The sequence below is a fragment of the Bordetella sputigena genome (assembly GCF_965137885.1).
GTDB classification, from domain to species: domain Bacteria; phylum Pseudomonadota; class Gammaproteobacteria; order Burkholderiales; family Burkholderiaceae_B; genus Bordetella_C; species Bordetella_C sputigena.
This window is the reverse complement of the sequence record NZ_CBCSCA010000023.1, coordinates 1-17,562: the sequence shown is the minus strand read 5'-3', so window position 1 is coordinate 17,562 and position 17,562 is coordinate 1. Positions and strand designations below refer to the sequence as shown.

Annotated in this window: 13 protein-coding genes; 10 read left to right on the top strand and 3 right to left on the bottom strand. The window is 64.5% G+C overall.

Annotated elements, in window-relative coordinates:
• Nucleotide 1: 1 nt before the first annotated feature.
• The 5 genes from sdhD (at nt 2) to ACNA0R_RS26415 (ending at nt 4,544) form a co-directional block, all read left to right on the top strand.
• The gene (gene sdhD, locus ACNA0R_RS26435; RefSeq protein ID WP_415829057.1) at nt 2-385 is read left to right on the top strand and encodes a succinate dehydrogenase, hydrophobic membrane anchor protein; all 384 of its coding nucleotides are present in this window, start codon (nt 2-4) and stop codon (nt 383-385) included.
• A gap of 3 nt (nt 386-388) precedes the next feature.
• Nucleotides 389-2,167: a succinate dehydrogenase flavoprotein subunit gene (sdhA, locus tag ACNA0R_RS26430; RefSeq protein WP_415829056.1), complete on the top strand. Its 1,779-nt coding sequence runs from the start codon at nt 389-391 to the stop codon at nt 2,165-2,167.
• A 13-nt stretch (nt 2,168-2,180) separates the two neighbouring features.
• Entirely contained in the window at nt 2,181-2,897 is a 717-nt protein-coding gene (locus ACNA0R_RS26425) for a succinate dehydrogenase iron-sulfur subunit (protein ID WP_415829055.1), read from the top strand.
• Between the two features lie 63 nt (nt 2,898-2,960).
• Nucleotides 2,961-3,221, top strand: a complete 261-nt coding sequence (locus ACNA0R_RS26420) for a succinate dehydrogenase assembly factor 2 (protein ID WP_415829054.1) — start codon at nt 2,961-2,963, stop codon at nt 3,219-3,221.
• A gap of 18 nt (nt 3,222-3,239) precedes the next feature.
• A complete protein-coding gene (locus ACNA0R_RS26415) occupies nt 3,240-4,544 on the top strand; it encodes a citrate synthase (RefSeq protein WP_415829053.1) in 1,305 nt (434 codons plus the stop codon).
• A gap of 157 nt (nt 4,545-4,701) precedes the next feature.
• Here the strand turns inward: ACNA0R_RS26415 and ACNA0R_RS26410 are convergent, their stop codons facing one another.
• The 3 genes from ACNA0R_RS26410 to ACNA0R_RS26400 all read right to left on the bottom strand — a co-directional run bounded on the left by ACNA0R_RS26410 (nt 4,702) and on the right by ACNA0R_RS26400 (nt 8,591).
• On the bottom strand, nt 4,702-5,430 hold the full coding sequence (locus ACNA0R_RS26410) for a pentapeptide repeat-containing protein (protein ID WP_415829052.1): 729 nt from the start codon (nt 5,428-5,430) through the stop codon (nt 4,702-4,704).
• A gap of 279 nt (nt 5,431-5,709) precedes the next feature.
• On the bottom strand, nt 5,710-6,162 hold the full coding sequence (locus ACNA0R_RS26405; RefSeq protein WP_415829051.1) for a DUF2214 family protein: 453 nt from the start codon (nt 6,160-6,162) through the stop codon (nt 5,710-5,712).
• A gap of 131 nt (nt 6,163-6,293) precedes the next feature.
• Entirely contained in the window at nt 6,294-8,591 is a 2,298-nt protein-coding gene (locus ACNA0R_RS26400) for an NADP-dependent malic enzyme (RefSeq protein WP_415829050.1), read from the bottom strand.
• A gap of 362 nt (nt 8,592-8,953) precedes the next feature.
• Between ACNA0R_RS26400 and ACNA0R_RS26395 the strand changes: the two genes are divergently transcribed.
• From ACNA0R_RS26395 to ACNA0R_RS26375, 5 genes are all read left to right on the top strand, one after another.
• Nucleotides 8,954-11,824, top strand: coding sequence for a 2-oxoglutarate dehydrogenase E1 component (locus ACNA0R_RS26395; RefSeq protein ID WP_415829049.1), 2,871 nt, complete (start codon nt 8,954-8,956; stop codon nt 11,822-11,824).
• Nucleotides 11,825-11,903: 79 nt separating this feature from the next.
• Nucleotides 11,904-13,133 carry a 2-oxoglutarate dehydrogenase complex dihydrolipoyllysine-residue succinyltransferase gene (gene odhB / locus ACNA0R_RS26390; protein WP_415829048.1) on the top strand — a complete coding sequence of 410 codons (1,230 nt, stop codon included), beginning with the start codon at nt 11,904-11,906 and terminating at the stop codon, nt 13,131-13,133.
• Nucleotides 13,134-13,295: 162 nt separating this feature from the next.
• The gene (lpdA, locus tag ACNA0R_RS26385; RefSeq protein WP_415829047.1) at nt 13,296-14,723 is read left to right on the top strand and encodes a dihydrolipoyl dehydrogenase; all 1,428 of its coding nucleotides are present in this window, start codon (nt 13,296-13,298) and stop codon (nt 14,721-14,723) included.
• Between the two features lie 74 nt (nt 14,724-14,797).
• Nucleotides 14,798-15,889 (top strand): cell division protein ZapE, encoded by a 1,092-nt coding sequence (gene zapE / locus ACNA0R_RS26380; protein ID WP_415829046.1) that lies wholly within the window; start codon nt 14,798-14,800, stop codon nt 15,887-15,889.
• Between the two features lie 30 nt (nt 15,890-15,919).
• Nucleotides 15,920-17,278, top strand: a complete 1,359-nt coding sequence (locus ACNA0R_RS26375; protein WP_415829045.1) for a tryptophan--tRNA ligase — start codon at nt 15,920-15,922, stop codon at nt 17,276-17,278.
• The last annotated feature ends 284 nt before the right edge of the window (nt 17,279-17,562 follow it).

The following is a 17,562-nucleotide window of genomic DNA, read 5'->3' as shown; positions in this document are numbered from 1 at the left end:
AATGGCTGTCACCAAGAATTATGGCGCCAAGCGCCTGGTCGTAGGCGCGCACTACGGCACCATGGACTTCATCGCGCAGCGCATTACCGCTGTCATCCTGGCCTTGTACACCATCGTGCTGCTGGTCGGCATCCTGGTCATGCCGGGCTTTACCTACGAGAGCTGGAAGGCGCTGTTTTCCTTCCACGTGTTCGCCTTGCCGCTGGGTCAGGTGCTGGCCACGCTGGCCTTCGTGTCGCTGATCTGGCATGCCTGGATCGGGGTGCGGGATATTTGGATGGACTACGTGAAGTCGGTGGGCGTGCGCCTGCTGCTGCAAGTCCTGACCATCCTGTGGCTGGTGGGCTCGCTCGCTTACTTCGCGCAAATCATCTGGAGGCTTTAAGCCGTGGTCGCTGTCATGAATTCCTTGCCGCGCCGCCAATTCGATGTGGTGGTGGTCGGCGCCGGCGGTGCCGGCATGCGCTGTTCCCTGCAACTGGCCCAGGCGGGCCTCTCTGTGGCGGTGCTGTCCAAAGTGTTCCCCACCCGTTCGCATACCGTCGCCGCGCAAGGCGGGGTCAGTGCGTCGCTGGGCAACATGAGCGAGGACAACTGGTACTGGCACATGTACGACACCGTGAAGGGTTCGGATTGGCTGGGTGACCAGGACGCCATCGAGTTCATGTGCCGGGAAGCCCCCAGCGCCGTGTACGAGATGGAACACTTCGGCATGCCGTTCGATCGCAACCCCGACGGCACCATCTACCAGCGTCCCTTCGGCGGCCATACCGCCAACTTCGGCGAAAAGCCGGTGCAGCGCGCCTGTGCCGCCGCCGACCGTACCGGCCATGCGCTGCTGCACACGCTGTACCAGCGCAACGTCGCCGCCCGTACGCAGTTCTTCGTCGAATGGATGGCGCTGGATCTGCTGCGCAATGAAAACGGCGACGTGGTGGGCGTGACGGCGCTGGAAATGGAAACCGGTGAAATCTACATCCTGGAAGCCAAGGCGACGGTGCTGGCCACCGGCGGCGCCGGCCGCATCTGGGCGGCGTCCACCAATGCCTTCATCAATACCGGCGACGGCCTGGGCATGGCGGCGCGCGCCGGCATCGCGCTGCAGGACATGGAATTCTGGCAATTCCACCCCACCGGCGTGGCCGGCGCGGGCGTGCTGATCACCGAAGGCGTGCGCGGCGAAGGCGGCATCCTGTTGAACAAGGATGGCGAACGCTTCATGGAGCGCTATGCGCCCACGCTGAAGGACCTGGCGCCGCGCGACTTCGTGTCGCGCTCGATGGACCAGGAAATCAAGGAAGGCCGCGGCTGCGGTCCGGACGGCAGCTACGTGGTGCTGAAGCTGGACCACCTGGGCGCCGAGACCATCAACAAGCGCCTGCCGTCGATCCGCGAAATCGCCATCAAGTTCGGCAACGTCGATCCGATCAAGGAACCGATTCCGGTCGTTCCGACCATCCATTACCAGATGGGCGGCATCCCGGCCAACTACCACGGCCAGGTGGTGTCGTGGGAAAACGGCGAGTCCAAGATCGTCAACGGCCTGTACGCGATCGGCGAATGCGCCGCGGTATCGGTGCACGGCGCCAACCGCCTGGGCACCAACTCGCTGCTGGACCTGATCGTATTCGGCCGCGCCACGGGTAACCACATCGTCAACCAGCACCTGGAGCGCCAGCACTCGCACCAGACGGTGTCGAAGTCGTCGCTCGACTACTCGCTGGACCGCGTCAACAAGCTGGAATCGCGCACCTCGGGTGAAAAGACGCAGGACGTGGGCAATGCCATCCGCATGTCCATGCAGCGCCACTGCGGCGTGTTCCGCACCCTGCAGCTGCTGAACGAAGGCGTGGGGCAGATCGAGGAACTGGCCAAGCAGGCGGACCATATCGCCTTCAAGGACAAGTCCAAGGTGTTCAATACCGCGCGTGTCGAGGCGCTGGAACTGGCCAACATGACGGAAGTGGCGCGCGCCACGATCAAGTCGGCGGCCAACCGCACGGAAAGCCGCGGCGCGCATGCGCTGAACGACCACCCCACCCGCGACGATGAAAACTGGCTGAAGCACACCCTCTGGTATTCGGAGGGCAGCCGCCTGGACTACAAGCCCGTACAAATGACGCCGTTGACGGTCGAGTCCTTCCCGCCCAAGGCGCGTACTTTCTAAGCAGGATGCCGGCATGAGCACCAAGCGTATCGTGAAATTCGAGATCTACCGCTACGATCCGGACAAGGATGAGCGGCCCTATATGCAGAAGCTGGAGGTCGAACTCCAGCCGACGGACAAGATGCTGCTGGACGCGCTGGTCCGCATCAAGAACGACGTCGATGACAGCCTCGCGCTGCGCCGCTCCTGCCGTGAAGGCGTGTGCGGTTCCGATGCGATGAACATCAACGGAAAGAATGGCCTTGCCTGTATCACCAACCTGCGTGAACTCAAGGAACCCATCGTTCTGAAGCCGCTGCCCGGCCTGCCCGTGATCCGCGATCTGATCGTGGACATGACGCACTTCTTCAACCAGTACCACTCGATCAAGCCTTACCTGATCAACGACACGCCGCCGCCGGAACGCGAACGCCTGCAGTCGCCGGAAGCGCGTGAAGAACTGGACGGCCTGTACGAGTGCATCCTGTGCGCGTGCTGCTCGACGTCCTGCCCGTCGTTCTGGTGGAATCCGGACAAGTTCGTCGGTCCGGCCGGCCTGCTGCAGGCCTACCGCTTCATCGCGGACAGCCGCGACGAAGCCACGGGCGCGCGCCTGGACAACCTGGAAGACCCGTACCGGCTGTTCCGTTGCCACACGATCATGAACTGCGTGGACGTCTGTCCCAAGGGTCTGAATCCGACGAAGGCAATCGGCAAGATCCGGGAACTGATGGTCCGCCGGACGGTCTAGCGATGAGCACCGGCGTGCCTTCCGTCGTGCATGCCGTCGCGTTGCGGCGGAAGGGGTAGTAACGTGGTCGGACTTACCGAACTGGAGCGTGCGCGCCTGCGCTGGCGGGCGCGGCGCGGCCTGCTCGAAAACGATCTCATCATTACGAAGTACCTGGACGCGTACGAGTCGCAACTGACCGACGCGGATGTAGCAGCGCTGACGCAACTGTTCGAACTAGGCGACAACGACCTGCTCGACCTGCTGCTGGCGCGCAGTGAACCACAAGGTGAACTGGATACGCCGAGGCTACGCGGAATCATCGCCAAGATGCGCGAGCTGTAACTTTGAGAGGAATGTACGATGAAACAGTCAGACAAAAAGGCCACCCTAACGTTTTCGGACGGCAGCGCTCCGATTGAATTCCCGATTTACCAGGGTACGGTAGGTCCGGACGTTATCGACATTCGCAAACTCTACGGCCAGTCCGGGATGTTCACGTACGACCCCGGCTTCATGTCGACGGCGGCGTGCTCCTCGGCCATCACGTATATCGACGGCGACAAGGGCGAACTGCTGTATCGCGGCTATCCCATCGAACAGCTGGCGGTGAACTGCGACTTCCTGGACGTCTGCTATCTGATCCTGAACGGCGAACTGCCCACGCCGGAGCAGAAGAAAGACTTCGATTCCCAGGTGACGCATCACACCATGGTGAACGAACAGCTGCATTTCTTCCTGCGCGGCTTCCGCCGCGACGCGCACCCGATGGCCGTGCTGACCGGTCTGGTCGGCGCGCTGTCGGCCTTCTACCATGATTCGCTCGACATCACGAACCCGCAGCATCGCCATATTTCGGCGATCCGCCTGATCGCCAAGATGCCGACGCTGGTGGCGATGGCGTACAAGTATTCGCAAGGACAGCCCTACATCTATCCGCAGAACAATCTGTCGTATACCGGCAATTTCCTGCGCATGATGTTCGCCACGCCTTGCGAGGACTACCAGGTCAATGAAGTGGTCGAGCGCGCGCTGGACCGCATCTTCATCCTGCACGCCGATCACGAGCAGAACGCATCGACGTCCACCGTGCGCCTGTGCGGTTCGTCGGGCACCAACCCCTTCGCGGCCATCGCCGCGGGCGTGGCCTGCCTGTGGGGTCCCGCCCACGGCGGAGCCAACGAAGCCTGCCTGCAGATGCTGGAAGAACTGCAAGCCAACGGCGGCGTGGCCAAGGTCGGCGAGTTCATGGAAAAGGTCAAGGACAAGAACTCGGGCGTGCGCCTGATGGGCTTTGGCCATCGCGTGTACAAGAACTACGACCCGCGCGCCAAGCTGATGCAGCAGACCTGCAAGGAAGTGCTGGCCGCGCTGAACCTGGAAAACGATCCGCTGTTCAAGCTGGCCATGGAGCTGGAGCGTATCGCGCTGGAAGACTCCTACTTCGTGGACCGCAAGCTGTATCCGAACGTGGACTTCTACTCGGGCATCGTGCAGCGCGCCATCGGCGTGCCGACCGCGCTGTTCACGGCGAACTTCGCCCTGGCCCGCACGGTGGGCTGGATTGCCCAGTGGAACGAAATGCTGACGGATCCCGATTACAAGATCGGCCGTCCGCGCCAGCTGTTCACGGGTTCGCCCGCGCGCGACATCAAGCGCGCGAAGTAATGCGCAAGGCGCCGGCGCGATGCCGGCGCCGGCATGCGTGTTTGCCGCAAGCCTGCAGAGGGGGCCGCTATTCGCGGCCCTTTTTCTTTTGCCGCGTCAAGCCGTGGTGCGCGTGTCGCGCTTGAGGCGGGGCGCCTGCCTGGGCGGGGGGCAGGTATCAACGGATTATCGGCATGACCGTGCCGCGTATCTTGGTGTTCGCCCAGTGCGCGCCGAACAGATTGGCCTCGAAGAAGTTGGTATGGGTCACATCGGCGCCTTCCAGGTCTATCCCCGGCGCGTGCAGATACCGCAGATCCAGCCCTTTCAAGGACATGCCGTGACAGTCCTTGCCGACCAGATTGGTGGAAAACAGGGCCGTCTCCACCGCCCAGGCCGGCAGGGTGTCGAAGGGCACGGCGTGCCGCGGCAGGTCTTTCACCGGGAGCGCGCGCAAACGTTCCTTGCCGCTTTCGGTACGCAGCGTGGTCTTGAGCGCCTTGAAGTCGGGGCCGGGTTCATCGAAATCCAGGAAGGCGTCCTCGTTGTCGGGGATAAGGCTGTGTTCGTAATACGCCTTCGTGGCGGCCAACGCCGCCGGTAGCAGTTCGCCGGCGCGCTGCAGGAAGCGGTGCAGGTTGTCCTTGGCGGCGGCCTGATCGTAGGGAAGGACGATATGCCAGCCCGGCTGGTTGCCCAGATGGGGGTCCTGGATGGACATGGCGGTGGCGTAGATGCCCCAGCCGGTCCACTGCAGCAAGGCTTCGCGGCCCGCACGGCTCAGGCCCGTGCTCTTCGCTACCGATTTGATGGCGCATTCGATATCGCGCAGGTTGGCGATGCTGTCGGTTTCGTCGGGAGGGCGGCTGACGCAGCAGGGGATGAAGGTGGCCAGGGTAATTTGCATGATCGGGGATCGCTCCTGTAGGCGGAGGGCCGGCGCCACGCGCGGCCTTCCGGAGGGAAAGAGCGTCCTCGGTAGCGGTGCGGAGCGCGCCGTTCCGCGGGGCGCGTCCATGGCGATTCAACGTCGGACGGCATTACGCCGGTTATGCCCATTACGCCCATTACGCCCATTACGCCCATTACGCCCGTTACGCCGGTTACGCCCTTCAGCGGCTGGAACGCGTTGAATGTGGCGACGGCGCACGGCGCCGCGCCAACGGGCGTTGACGGTACGTGTCCCTCAGCGGCCGATGCCGCGGGCCATCAGCACGGCGAACAAGGGTAGGAAGCCGAGCAGATGCGCCTGGATCATGACCCAGCGGCGGATGCGCTTGATTTCGCCGTTGGTGGGCACGAAACCGGGCAGCATGCGGGCCTGGCGGCGCCATTTCAGGAAGGCCACGGTAGGGCGGACCGACAGCACGGCGATCAGCACGAACAGGCCCATCTTGGCGTGGAACCAGGGATTGGGCAGGTAGAAGGCCACGCCCTTGGCGCCGTAGAAGAGGCGCAGCAGGCCGGTGGCGATGACGGCCAGCGCGCAGGCCAGGTAGAAGCGGTCGTAATTGGCCAGGCGGCGTACGGTAGCCGCGGGCATGTCCGGCCGCAGCAGCACGGCCTGCGCGGCCAGGGGAACGATGAGGGTGAAGATCGCCAGGAAGTGCAGCCAGGCGAGCAGGGCGTCGGTCAGCATCGTGCGAGTGTCCTATCGGGGCGCGCGGCCAGCGCGATCATGTGCCGGGTGCCTGCCTGCACGTACGCAGGGGCACCCGGAAATTTACCCTGATATGGTCATCGCCAGCCATGCCGCCGGGCGGCGCGGTTTCAACGGCGCTTGGCCGCCTCCGCCGCTTCCTGCTGCGCGTCGACCACCGCCAGCGCCGTCATGTTCACGATGCGGCGGACGGTGGCGCTGTTGGTCAGGATATGCACGGGTCGCGCGGCGCCCAGCAGGATGGGACCCATGGCGATGCCGCGGCTGCCGGTCATCTTCAGCATGTTGTACGTGATGTTGCCGGTATCCAGATTGGGCATGATCAGCAGGTTGGCCGGCCCCTTCAGCGAACTGTCCGGATAGGACGCCATGCGGATGGATTCGGACAGCGCGGCGTCGGCATGCATTTCGCCATCGACCTCCAGGTTGGGCGCGCGTTCCGACACCAGCTGGCGGGCCCTGGCCATCTTGCTGGACGAGGCGGTGCTGCGGCTGCCGAAGTTCGAATGCGAAAGCAGGGCGATCTTCGGCACCACGCCGAAGCGCAGCATTTCGTCGGCGGCCTGGATGGTGATGTCGGCCAGTTCTTCCGCGGTCGGATCCTCGTTGACGTGCGTGTCGGCGATGAACAGGGTCTGGTCGGGCAGCATCAGCACGTTCAGCGCGGCATAGGCCTGGGTGCCGGCCTTGCGGCCGATGACTTCGTCGACGTACTTCAACTGGTTGTCGTAGCGGCTGCCGACGCCGCACAGCAGCGCATCCGCATCGCCGCGCTGCAACAGCATGGCGCCGATCAGCGTGTTGTGCTTGCGGACCATGGCCTTGGCGATGGCGGGTGTCACGCCCTGGCGACCGCGCATGTGGTAGTACGCGTTCCAGGTCTCGTTGAAGCGGGCGTCGTCTTCCGGGTCGACGATTTCGACGTTGTCGCCGGCGACCAGGCGCAGCCCGAACTTGCGCACCCGCATTTCGATGACAGACGGCCGGCCGACCAGGATCGGGCGCGCCAACTGCTCGTCGACCACGGTCTGCACGGCGCGCAGCACGCGTTCGTCTTCGCCATCGGCATAGATCACGCGCTTGGGCGCTTTCTTGGCCTGCTGGAACAGCGGGCGCATCAGCGGCCCGGAGTGATACACGAAGCCCATCAATTTCTGGCGATAGGCCTCCATGTCCTGGATCGGCCGCAGCGCCACGCCGGAGTCGGCGGCCGCCTGCGCCACGGCCGGAGCGATCTTGACGATCAGGCGCGGGTCGAAGGGCTTGGGAATGATGTAGTCGGGCCCGAAGCTGAGTTCCTGCCCGGCATAGGCGCGCGCGACTTCGTCGTTCTGTTCGGCTTCGGCCAGGTCGGCGATCGCCTTGACCGCGGCCAGTTTCATCTCTTCCGTAATCCGCGTGGCGCCGGCATCCATGGCACCGCGGAAGATGAAGGGGAAGCACAGGACGTTGTTGACCTGGTTCGGATAGTCCGACCGGCCGGTGGCGATGATGCAGTCCGGGCGGGCCGCCTTGGCGACCTCCGGACGGATTTCCGGGTCCGGATTGGCCAGCGCCAGGATCAGCGGCTGGCTGGCCATGGTGGTGACCATTTCGGCGGTCAGCACGCCGGCGGTGGAGCAGCCCAGGAAGACGTCGGCGTCCTTGACCACGTCGGCCAGCGTGCGCGCGTCGGTGTGGCGGGCATAGCGCTTTTTATTGGGCTCCATATTGGCCTCGCGGCCTTCCCAGATGACGCCGCGCGAATCCGTCACGTAGATGTTTTCCTGGCGGATGCCCAGTTGCACCAGCATGTCCAGGCAGGCGATGGCGGCCGCGCCGGCGCCGGAGCAGACCAGCTTGACCTGGTCCATGCGCTTGCCGACCACCTTCAGGCCGTTCAGGATGGCCGCCGAGGAAATAATGGCCGTGCCGTGCTGGTCGTCGTGGAAAACCGGAATCTTCATCCGTTCGCGCAGCTTCTTTTCGATGTAGAAGCACTCGGGCGCCTTGATGTCTTCCAGATTGACCCCGCCCAGCGTGGGCTCCAGGGCGGCGATGATATCCACCAGTTTGTCCGGATCGGTTTCGGCCAATTCGATGTCGAATACGTCGATGCCCGCGAATTTCTTGAACAGGCAGCCCTTGCCTTCCATGACCGGCTTGGCGGCGAGCGGGCCGATATTGCCCAGGCCCAGCACGGCCGTGCCGTTGGTGATCACCCCCACCAGGTTGCCGCGCGAGGTGTACTTGGAGGCCGCGTCGTCACCGTTGGCGTGAATGGCCATGCAGGCCGCCGCCACGCCCGGCGAATAGGCCAGCGACAGGTCGTCCTGGTTCGCCAGCGTCTTCGTGGGCATGACGGAGATCTTGCCCGGCGTGGGATACGCGTGATAATCCAGGGCCAGTTTGGTAAGGGTTTCGTCCATTGCGGTGCAGCCTTCAAGAGGGATGGGAAAAACGGGTTATTTCAGCAGAAAGCGTGGCCGGAAGCTTGTTGCAGCGCGGCGTAAACCACGGGGGCCGCCGCGTGGCGGGCTGACCGGGCCCTGAACGTTATTGTCGTCGCCGCGCCACGAAAACCCCGCAAAATGCCCTGGCCGCATCCCGCTCATCGCTTTGGACGGACCGCGCCACACGAGCGGTCATACAAAGCGCTATACTGCTTCGATACGGCTATCAAGGCTTGTACGTGCCTTCTGCCCCGCTATCCGCCAACCGGTTGAGCCGTGTCGCGGAAGGTTTTCCCTGCATCGCAACGGGTGAAGCACCCGGTAAGGTGAAGCGTTATATGTCCACAGAGATCGAATCCAAGTCCACCTCATACCTGTTCGGGAGCAACGCTCCCTACGTCGAAGAGCTCTACGAGGCTTATCTCGACAATCCCTCCGCGGTCGGCGACAACTGGCGCAGCTATTTCGATTCGCTGCAGCACCTGCCCGCCACGGACGGCCAGGAAACCACCCGCGACCAGGCCCACGCTCCCATCGTCGCGTCGTTCGCCCAGCGCGCGCGCACCAATGGTTTCGTTCACCGCGCCCAGGAACCCGATCTGTCGGTCGCTTCCAAGCAGGTGTCGGTGCAGCAGCTGATCGGCGCCTATCGCACGCTCGGCTCGCGCTATGCCGAACTGGACCCGCTCAAGCGCCAGGAACGCCCGACGATCCCCGAGCTGGATCCGGCCTTCTACGGCCTGACGGAAGCCGACCTGGACCAGGTCTATTCCGCGACCAACACGTATTTCACCAGCGCCAGCACGATGACGCTGCGCGATATCCTCAAGAACCTGCGCGACACCTACTGTCGCACGATCGGCGCCGAGTTCATGCATTGCTCGGATCCGGCGGTCAAGCGATGGATCGAGGAACGACTGGAATCCACGCTCAGCTCGCCGCCGGTCACCACCGAACATAAGCGACATATCCTGCAGCAGCTGACCGAAGCCGAAGGTCTCGAGCGCTTCTTGCACACGAAATACGTGGGCCAGAAGCGCTTTTCGCTGGAAGGCGGCGAAAGCTTCATCGCGGCCATGGATGAAGTGGTGAACCACGCCGGCGAAAACGGCGTACAGGAAATCGTCGTGGGCATGGCCCACCGCGGCCGCCTGAACATGCTGGTGAACATCATGGGCAAGATGCCCGGTGACCTGTTCGCCGAGTTCGAAGGCAAGCACGCCGAAGGCCTGACCGACGGCGACGTCAAGTACCACAACGGCTTTTCCAGCGACCTGTCGACGCGCGGCGGCCCGGTGCACCTGTCGCTGGCCTTCAACCCGTCGCACCTGGAAATCGTCAACCCGGTGGTCGAAGGCAGCTGCCGCGCTCGCCAGGAACGCCGCGCCGACCACGAGGGCAAGCAGGTCCTGCCGGTGCTGGTGCACGGCGACGCGGCCTTCGCCGGCCAGGGCGTGGTGATGGAAACGCTGAACCTGGCGCAGACCCGCGGCTACGGCACGGGCGGCACGCTGCACATCGTCATCAACAACCAGATCGGTTTCACGACCTCCGATCCGCGCGACTCGCGTTCGACGCTGTATTGCACCGACGTGGTCAAGATGATCGAAGCCCCGGTCTTCCACGTGAACGGCGACGATCCCGAGGCCGTGGTTTTCGTGACGCGCCTGGCGCTGGACTACCGCGCCCAGTTCCACCATGACGTCGTGGTCGATATCGTCTGCTTCCGCAAGCTGGGCCACAACGAGCAGGACACCCCGTCGCTGACGCAGCCGCTGATGTACAAGCGGATCAGCCATCATCCCGGCACCCGCAAGGCCTACGCCGACAAGCTGGTCGCCCAAGGCGTGCTGAGCGACGCCGATGCCGACCAGTTGGTGAAGGATTATCGCCAGCTGATGGAAGACGGCCATCGCACCATCGAACCGGTGCTGACCGACTACAAGAGCAAGTACGCCATCGACTGGTCGCCCTACCTGGGCGCCAAGTGGACGGACCAGGCCGACACCGGCGTGCCGCTGGCCGAACTGAAGCGCATCGGCGAACGCATCACGACCGTGCCGGAAGGCTTCACGGTGCATCCGCTGGTGAACCGCCTGCTGAACGACCGGCGCGCCATGGCGCGCGGCGAACTGAACCTGGACTGGGGCATGGGCGAACACCTGGCCTTCGCGACGCTGGTGTCGTCCGGCTATGCCGTGCGCATCACCGGCCAGGATTCGGGCCGCGGTACGTTCACGCACCGCCACGCCGTGCTGCATGACCAGAACCGCGAGCGCTGGAACGACGGCACCTACATCCCGCTGCAGAACGTGTCGGAAGGCCAGGCGCCTTTCGTCGTGATCGACTCGGTGCTGTCCGAGGAAGCGGTGCTGGGCTTCGAATACGGCTATTCCAGCGCCGAACCGAACACCCTGACCATCTGGGAAGCCCAGTTCGGCGACTTCGTCAACGGCGCCCAGGTCGTGATCGACCAGTTCATCAGCGCCGGCGAAGCCAAGTGGGGCCGCCAGTCCGGCCTGACCATGATGCTGCCGCACGGCTACGAAGGCCAGGGTCCGGAACACTCGTCGGCTCGCATCGAACGCTTCCTGCAGCTGTGCGCCGACAACAATATGCAGGTGGTGCAGCCCACCACCGCGGCGCAGATTTTCCACCTGCTGCGCCGCCAGATGATCCGGCCGTTCCGCAAGCCGCTGATCATCATGACGCCGAAGTCGCTGCTGCGTAACAAGGATGCCGGTTCGCCGCTGTCCGACCTGACCGGCGGCGGCTTCCGCCCCGTCATCGGCGAAGTCGACGAAAGCATCAAGGACGCGTCGGTCAAGCGCGTGCTGGTGTGCTGCGGCAAGGTCTATTACGACCTGGTCAACGCCCGCAAGGAACGTGGCCTGGACAATGTCGCGATCATTCGTGTCGAACAGCTCTATCCCTTCGCCCACAAGGCGTTCGAGACGGAACTGCGCAAGTATCCGAAGGCCACGGAAGTCATCTGGGTCCAGGACGAACCGCAGAACCAGGGTGCGTGGTTCTACGTGCAGCATCACTTGTACGAAAACATGGCCGAAGGGCAGAAGCTGGCCTATGCCGGCCGTCCCGCCTCGGCCTCGCCCGCCGTCGGCTACCTGGCCAAGCACCAGGAACAGCAGAAGGCGCTGGTGGAACAAGCCTTGGCGCCCAAGTACAAGGGCTTCATGCTGACCAAGTAAGCGCTGGCGCGAACAGCGCGCGTCCGCCGCGGCGGACGCGCGCGCGTAGATCACACGAACATCACTTTACGGAATAAAAATGGCCCAAATCGAAGTCAAAGTCCCCCAGTTGTCCGAATCCGTGTCGGAGGCTTCCCTCCTGACCTGGAAAAAGCAACCTGGCGCGGCCGTTCAGGCGGATGAGATCCTGATCGAAATCGAAACCGACAAGGTAGTGCTCGAAGTACCCGCCCCGGCGTCGGGCGTGCTGGCCGAAATCGTCAAGGGCGACGGCAGCACCGTGACGTCCGACGAGGTCATTGCAAAGATCGACACGGAAGCCAAGGCCGCCGCCGCCGCGCCCACGTCCGCGCCCGCCGCCGAAGCGCCCAAGGCCGCCCAGGCCGCGGCCGCGCCCGCGCCCGCCGCATCCAGCACGGTGGCTTCGCCCGCCGCCGCCAAGATTCTGGCCGACAAGGGCGTTTCGCCCGAAGGCGTCACCGGCACCGGCCGTGGCGGCCGCATCACCAAGGGCGACGCGCTGGAAGCGGGTTCCGCCCCGGCCTCCGCGCCCGCCGCCAAGCCGGCCGCCGCGCCCGCGCCGGCCCCCACCCAGCTGTCGCTGGACGGCCGTCCCGAGCAGCGCGTGCCCATGAGCCGCCTGCGCGCCCGCGTGGCCGAGCGCCTGCTGCAGTCGCAGCAGGAAAACGCCATCCTGACCACGTTCAACGAGGTCAACATGCAGGGCGTGATCGACCTGCGCAACAAGTACAAAGAGAAGTTCGAGAAGGAACACGGCGTCAAGCTGGGCTTCATGTCCTTCTTCGTGAAGGCCGCCGTGGCCGCGCTGAAGAAATACCCGGTGCTGAACGCGTCGGTGGACGGCAAGGACATCATCTATCACGGCTACTTCGATATCGGTATCGCCGTGGGTAGCCCGCGCGGCCTGGTGGTGCCCATCCTGCGCAATGCCGACCAGCTCAGCATCGCCGAGATCGAAAAGACCATCGCCGACTTCGGCAAGCGCGCCGGCGAAGGCAAGCTGGGTATCGAGGAAATGACCGGCGGCACGTTCTCCATTTCGAACGGCGGCGTCTTCGGCTCCATGCTGTCCACGCCCATCATCAATCCGCCGCAGTCGGCCATCCTGGGCATCCACGCCACCAAGGAACGTCCGGTGGTCGAAAACGGCCAGATCGTTATCCGTCCGATCAACTACCTGGCCATGTCGTATGACCATCGCATCATCGACGGCCGCGAGGCCGTGCTGGGCCTGGTCGCCATGAAGGAAGCGCTGGAAGATCCGCAGCGCCTGCTGCTGGAGCTGTAAATCGCTCCACGGTTCCCGGCGGCAGCGCCGGGAACCGCGGACCGGGCCGGGTGCGCGCGTATCGCGCCTCGCCCGGACCCCACAGGTTCATCGCCTTGCGCTACATCCTGCCGGTCGGCCGGCGTCATGCCGGTCCGCACCGCTCCAACTCGCGAGAAATCCATGTCTAAACAATTCGACGTCATCGTCATCGGCGCGGGCCCCGGCGGCTACATCGCCGCCATCCGCGCCGCGCAACTGGGCATGTCGGTCGCCTGCATCGACGCCGCGCAGAACGCCCAGGGCGGCCCCGCGCCCGGCGGCACCTGCACCAACGTCGGCTGCATTCCGTCCAAGGCGCTGCTGCAATCGTCCGAGCACTACGAGCAGCTGAACCACCACTTTGCCGAGCACGGCATCGAAGTGAAGGGCGCCAGCGTCAAGGTCGAAACCATGCTGGGCCGCAAGAACTCGGTGGTCAAGCAGAACAACGACGGCATCCTGTACCTGTTCAAAAAGAACAAGATCACGTTCTTCCATGGCAAGGGCGAGTTCGCCGGCCAGGTGGAAGGCGGCTGGGGGATCAAGGTGACGGGCCAGAGCCAGGACGACCTGGTGGGCAAGCACATCATCGTCGCCACGGGTTCGGCGGCGCGCGCGCTGCCCGGCCTGCCTTTCGACGAAAAGAACGTGCTGTCCAACGATGGCGCGCTGGCCATCAGCGCCGTGCCGAAGAAGCTGGGCGTGATCGGCGCCGGCGTGATCGGCCTGGAAATGGGCAGCGTCTGGCGCCGCCTGGGCGCCGAGGTCACCATCCTGGAAGCCATGCCCGAGTTCCTGGCGGCGGCCGACCAGCAAGTGGCCAAGGAAGCGCTGAAGGTCTTCACCAAGCAAGGCCTGAACATCCAGATGGGCGTGAAGATCGGCGAAGTGAAGGCCAGCGGCAAGTCGGTGACGGTGCCGTACACCGATGCCAAGGGCGAGCCGCAGACGCTGACGGTGGACAAGCTGATCGTGTCGATCGGCCGCGTGCCCTATACCGACGGCCTGAAGGCCGATACGGTGGGCCTGAAACTGGACGAGCGCGGCTTCGTCACGGTCGACGCCGATTGCAAGACCAACCTGCCCAACGTCTGGGCCATCGGCGACGTGGTGCGCGGCCCCATGCTGGCGCACAAGGCCGAGGAAGAAGGCGTGGCGGTGGCCGAGCGCATCGCGGGCCAGCACGGCCACGTCAACTTCGATACCGTGCCGTGGGTGATCTACACCTCGCCGGAAATCGCCTGGGTCGGCAAGACCGAGCAGCAGCTCAAGGCCGAGGGCCGCGAGTACAAGGCCGGCAGCTTCCCCTTCCTGGCGAATGGCCGCGCGCGCGCGCTGGGCGATACCACCGGTTTCGCCAAGGTGATCGCCGACGCCAAGACCGATGAGGTCCTGGGCGTGCACATCATCGGCCCGATGGCGTCGGAGCTGATCTCCGAAGCCGTGACCATCATGGAGTTCCGCGGCGCGGCCGAGGACATCGCCCGCATCTGCCACGCGCATCCGACCCTGTCGGAAGCCGTGAAGGAAGCGGCGCTGGCCGTGGACAAGCGCACGCTGAACTTCTAAGGCGACGCCGCCATCGTGCTGGCAGGGCGGATTGGCGACGATCCGCCTTTTTCTTTGGCTTTTGGGAATACCCCATGAATGTCCGCGAGTATTACGAGCAGGCGCTGGCCGAGCGGGGCTACAAGTCCGATGCGGCGCAGGAGCGCGCGGTGGATCGGTTGCAGAAGTACTACGACGATTGGGTGGGCTTCAAGGCTTTGCGTTCCAATGCCCTGAAGAAGCTGCTGAATCGTCCCGACGTGCCGCGCGGCGTGTACCTGTGGGGCGGAGTCGGGCGGGGCAAGAGCTTCCTGATGGATGCCTTCTATGCCACCGTGCCGGTGGTGCGCAAGACGCGCGTGCATTTCCACGAGTTCATGCGCAGCGTGCACCGTGAAATGCAGGACGTCAAAGGCATGCAGGACCCGCTGGACGAAGTGGCGCGGCGCGTCGCCAAGCGCTATCGGCTGATCTGCTTCGACGAATTCCACGTTTCGGACGTCGCCGATGCGATGATCCTGCACAGGCTGCTGCTCAAGCTGTTCGAGAACGGCACATCTTTCGTGATGACGTCGAATTACGAGCCGGACAAACTGTACCCGGAGGCCTTGTATCGCGAACGCATCCTGCCGGCGATCGCGTTGATCAAGTCCCGCATGGATGTGTTGAACGTGGATGCGGGCGTCGATTACCGCCGCCGTTCGCTGGAGCAGGTGAAGGCCTACCATACGCCGCTGGGACCGGAGGCGGATGCCGCCTTGCAGGAGGCCTTCGACAAGCTGGCCGACCGTCCGCCCGAAAAGCCCGTGCTGCATATCGAGCATCGCGAATTGCAGGCCAAGGCCTTGGCGGGCAGCGTGGTGTGGTTCGACTTCGCCACGCTGTGCGGCGGTCCGCGTTCGCAGAATGATTACCTGGAACTGGCCAGCCGTTTCCAGGCCGTGATCCTGTCGGACGTACCGAAGATGGCGCCGCGCAACGCGTCGGAGGCCCGCCGCTTTACCTGGCTGGTGGACGTGTTCTACGACCACCGCGTCAAGCTCATCATGTCGGCCGCGGTGGAGCCGGAAGCCCTCTACACCGAAGGTTCGCTGGCCAATGAGTTCCACCGCACCGTATCGCGCATCCTGGAGATGCAATCCAAGGAATACCTGGATTCGGTCCGGCGCGATACGGTCGCGCTGTAAACTTGTCCTTTGATTTTTTCGCCTGTCGCCATGAATACCCGCGTCCTTACCGGCATCACCACCTCCGGCACCCCCCACCTGGGCAACTATGCCGGGGCCATCCGCCCCGCCATCCAGGCCAGCCGGCAACCCGGCGTGGATGCGTTTTTCTTTCTGGCGGATTACCACGCGCTGATCAAGACCACGGAGGATCCGGCGCGTGTCGCGCGGTCCCGGCTGGAGATCGCCGCGACCTGGCTGGCGGCCGGGCTGGACCCGGAAAAGGTCACGTTCTATCGGCAATCGGACATTCCGGAGATCCCGGAATTGTGCTGGCTGCTGACCTGCGTGACGCCGAAAGGGTTGATGAACCGCGCGCACGCCTATAAGGCGTCGGTGGACCAGAACACTGCCAAGGGTGTGGACCCGGACGACGGCATCAGCATGGGGCTGTTTTCCTATCCCGTTCTGATGGCCGCGGACATCCTGCTGTTCAACGCCCACAAGGTGCCGGTGGGTCGCGACCAGATCCAGCACTTGGAAATGGCGCGGGATATCGCCCAGCGTTTCAATCACATCTATGGTGACGACTATTTTGTATTGCCGGAGGTGGTGATCGCCGAGGAGGTCGCCACGCTGCCGGGCCTGGACGGCCGCAAGATGTCCAAGAGCTACAACAACACCATCCCCTTGTTCGAAGGCGGCGCGAAGGCTTTGCGGTCCGCGGTGATGCGCATCGTGACGGACTCGCGCCAGCCGGGCGAAGCCAAGGACGCGGAGAACTCGCACCTGTACACGCTGTACCGCGCTTTCGCTTCGGCGCCGGAATCGGCGTCGTTCCGCCAGGCGCTGGAACAGGGCATGGGCTGGGGCGACGCCAAGCAGGCGCTGTGCGACCTGCTGGAGCGCGACCTGTCGGCAATGCGCGAGCGCTATGTGGAACTGATGGCCGCGCCCGGGCGCATCGAGGACATCCTGATGGCAGGCGCCGATAAGGCGCGCAAGCAGGCGGTGCCTTTCATCGCCCGCCTGCGCGACGCGGTGGGCTTGCGACGTCTGGGCGGCGCGACCGGCGACAAACCCGCGGCGGGTGGCAAAAAGGCGGCGGCGCGCGCGCCGCGCTTCGTGAGTTTCCGCGACGACAACGGTAGTTTCCGCTTCCGGCTGCTGGCCCCGGATGGCGAGGAACTGTTGTGCTCCATCGCCTATGCCGACCCCAAGGAAGCCGGCGCGGTGATGCGCCGCCTGCAGACGGAGACGGCATTGCTGCGCGCGGAAGGCATGGCCTATTCGATCGTCCTGGACGACGCGCCGGTAGCTCACGGCCCGGCGGCCGCCGATGCGCGGGCGCGGGATGTGGCCTTGGACCGCGCGCGGGAAGCCCTGCAAGCCTTGACCCGGGCCGGGTAGCGCGCAACAGGTAACGCATTCCACGGGCGGCGGTTCGCGAATCCCGTACGACCGGTAGACCGCTTTCGCGGAGCGGTAATCGACATCCCTTAGGAACCGGAATTTTCCGGTGTCGACATACCTCCCTCGACATGGCGCCTTTGCGTCGGTCTGGCATTTGTCGAGGTCAGGGTGTGAGTACGCAGGTCGGATATACCGGCTCCGCGCGTGGGTCGACGACGTGCGAAGTCGCGGGCGCGGATAGCCGCCGCGCTGAAACGGGGAAACATGCGGGGGTGGGCGGG

Bases quoted from the DNA above. Each gene is read 5' to 3' on its own strand.
- sdhD (WP_415829057.1), top strand. From the start codon at position 2: ATGGCTGTCACCAAGAATTATGGCGCCAAGCGCCTGGTCGTAGGCGCG.
- ACNA0R_RS26425 (WP_415829055.1), top strand. From the start codon at position 2,181: ATGAGCACCAAGCGTATCGTGAAATTCGAGATCTACCGCTACGATCCG.
- ACNA0R_RS26415 (WP_415829053.1), top strand. From the start codon at position 3,240: ATGAAACAGTCAGACAAAAAGGCCACCCTAACGTTTTCGGACGGCAGC.
- ACNA0R_RS26410 (WP_415829052.1), bottom strand. From the start codon at position 5,430: ATGCAAATTACCCTGGCCACCTTCATCCCCTGCTGCGTCAGCCGCCCT.
- ACNA0R_RS26405 (WP_415829051.1), bottom strand. From the start codon at position 6,162: ATGCTGACCGACGCCCTGCTCGCCTGGCTGCACTTCCTGGCGATCTTC.
- ACNA0R_RS26400 (WP_415829050.1), bottom strand. From the start codon at position 8,591: ATGGACGAAACCCTTACCAAACTGGCCCTGGATTATCACGCGTATCCC.
- ACNA0R_RS26395 (WP_415829049.1), top strand. From the start codon at position 8,954: ATGTCCACAGAGATCGAATCCAAGTCCACCTCATACCTGTTCGGGAGC.
- odhB (WP_415829048.1), top strand. From the start codon at position 11,904: ATGGCCCAAATCGAAGTCAAAGTCCCCCAGTTGTCCGAATCCGTGTCG.
- lpdA (WP_415829047.1), top strand. From the start codon at position 13,296: ATGTCTAAACAATTCGACGTCATCGTCATCGGCGCGGGCCCCGGCGGC.
- zapE (WP_415829046.1), top strand. From the start codon at position 14,798: ATGAATGTCCGCGAGTATTACGAGCAGGCGCTGGCCGAGCGGGGCTAC.
- ACNA0R_RS26375 (WP_415829045.1), top strand. From the start codon at position 15,920: ATGAATACCCGCGTCCTTACCGGCATCACCACCTCCGGCACCCCCCAC.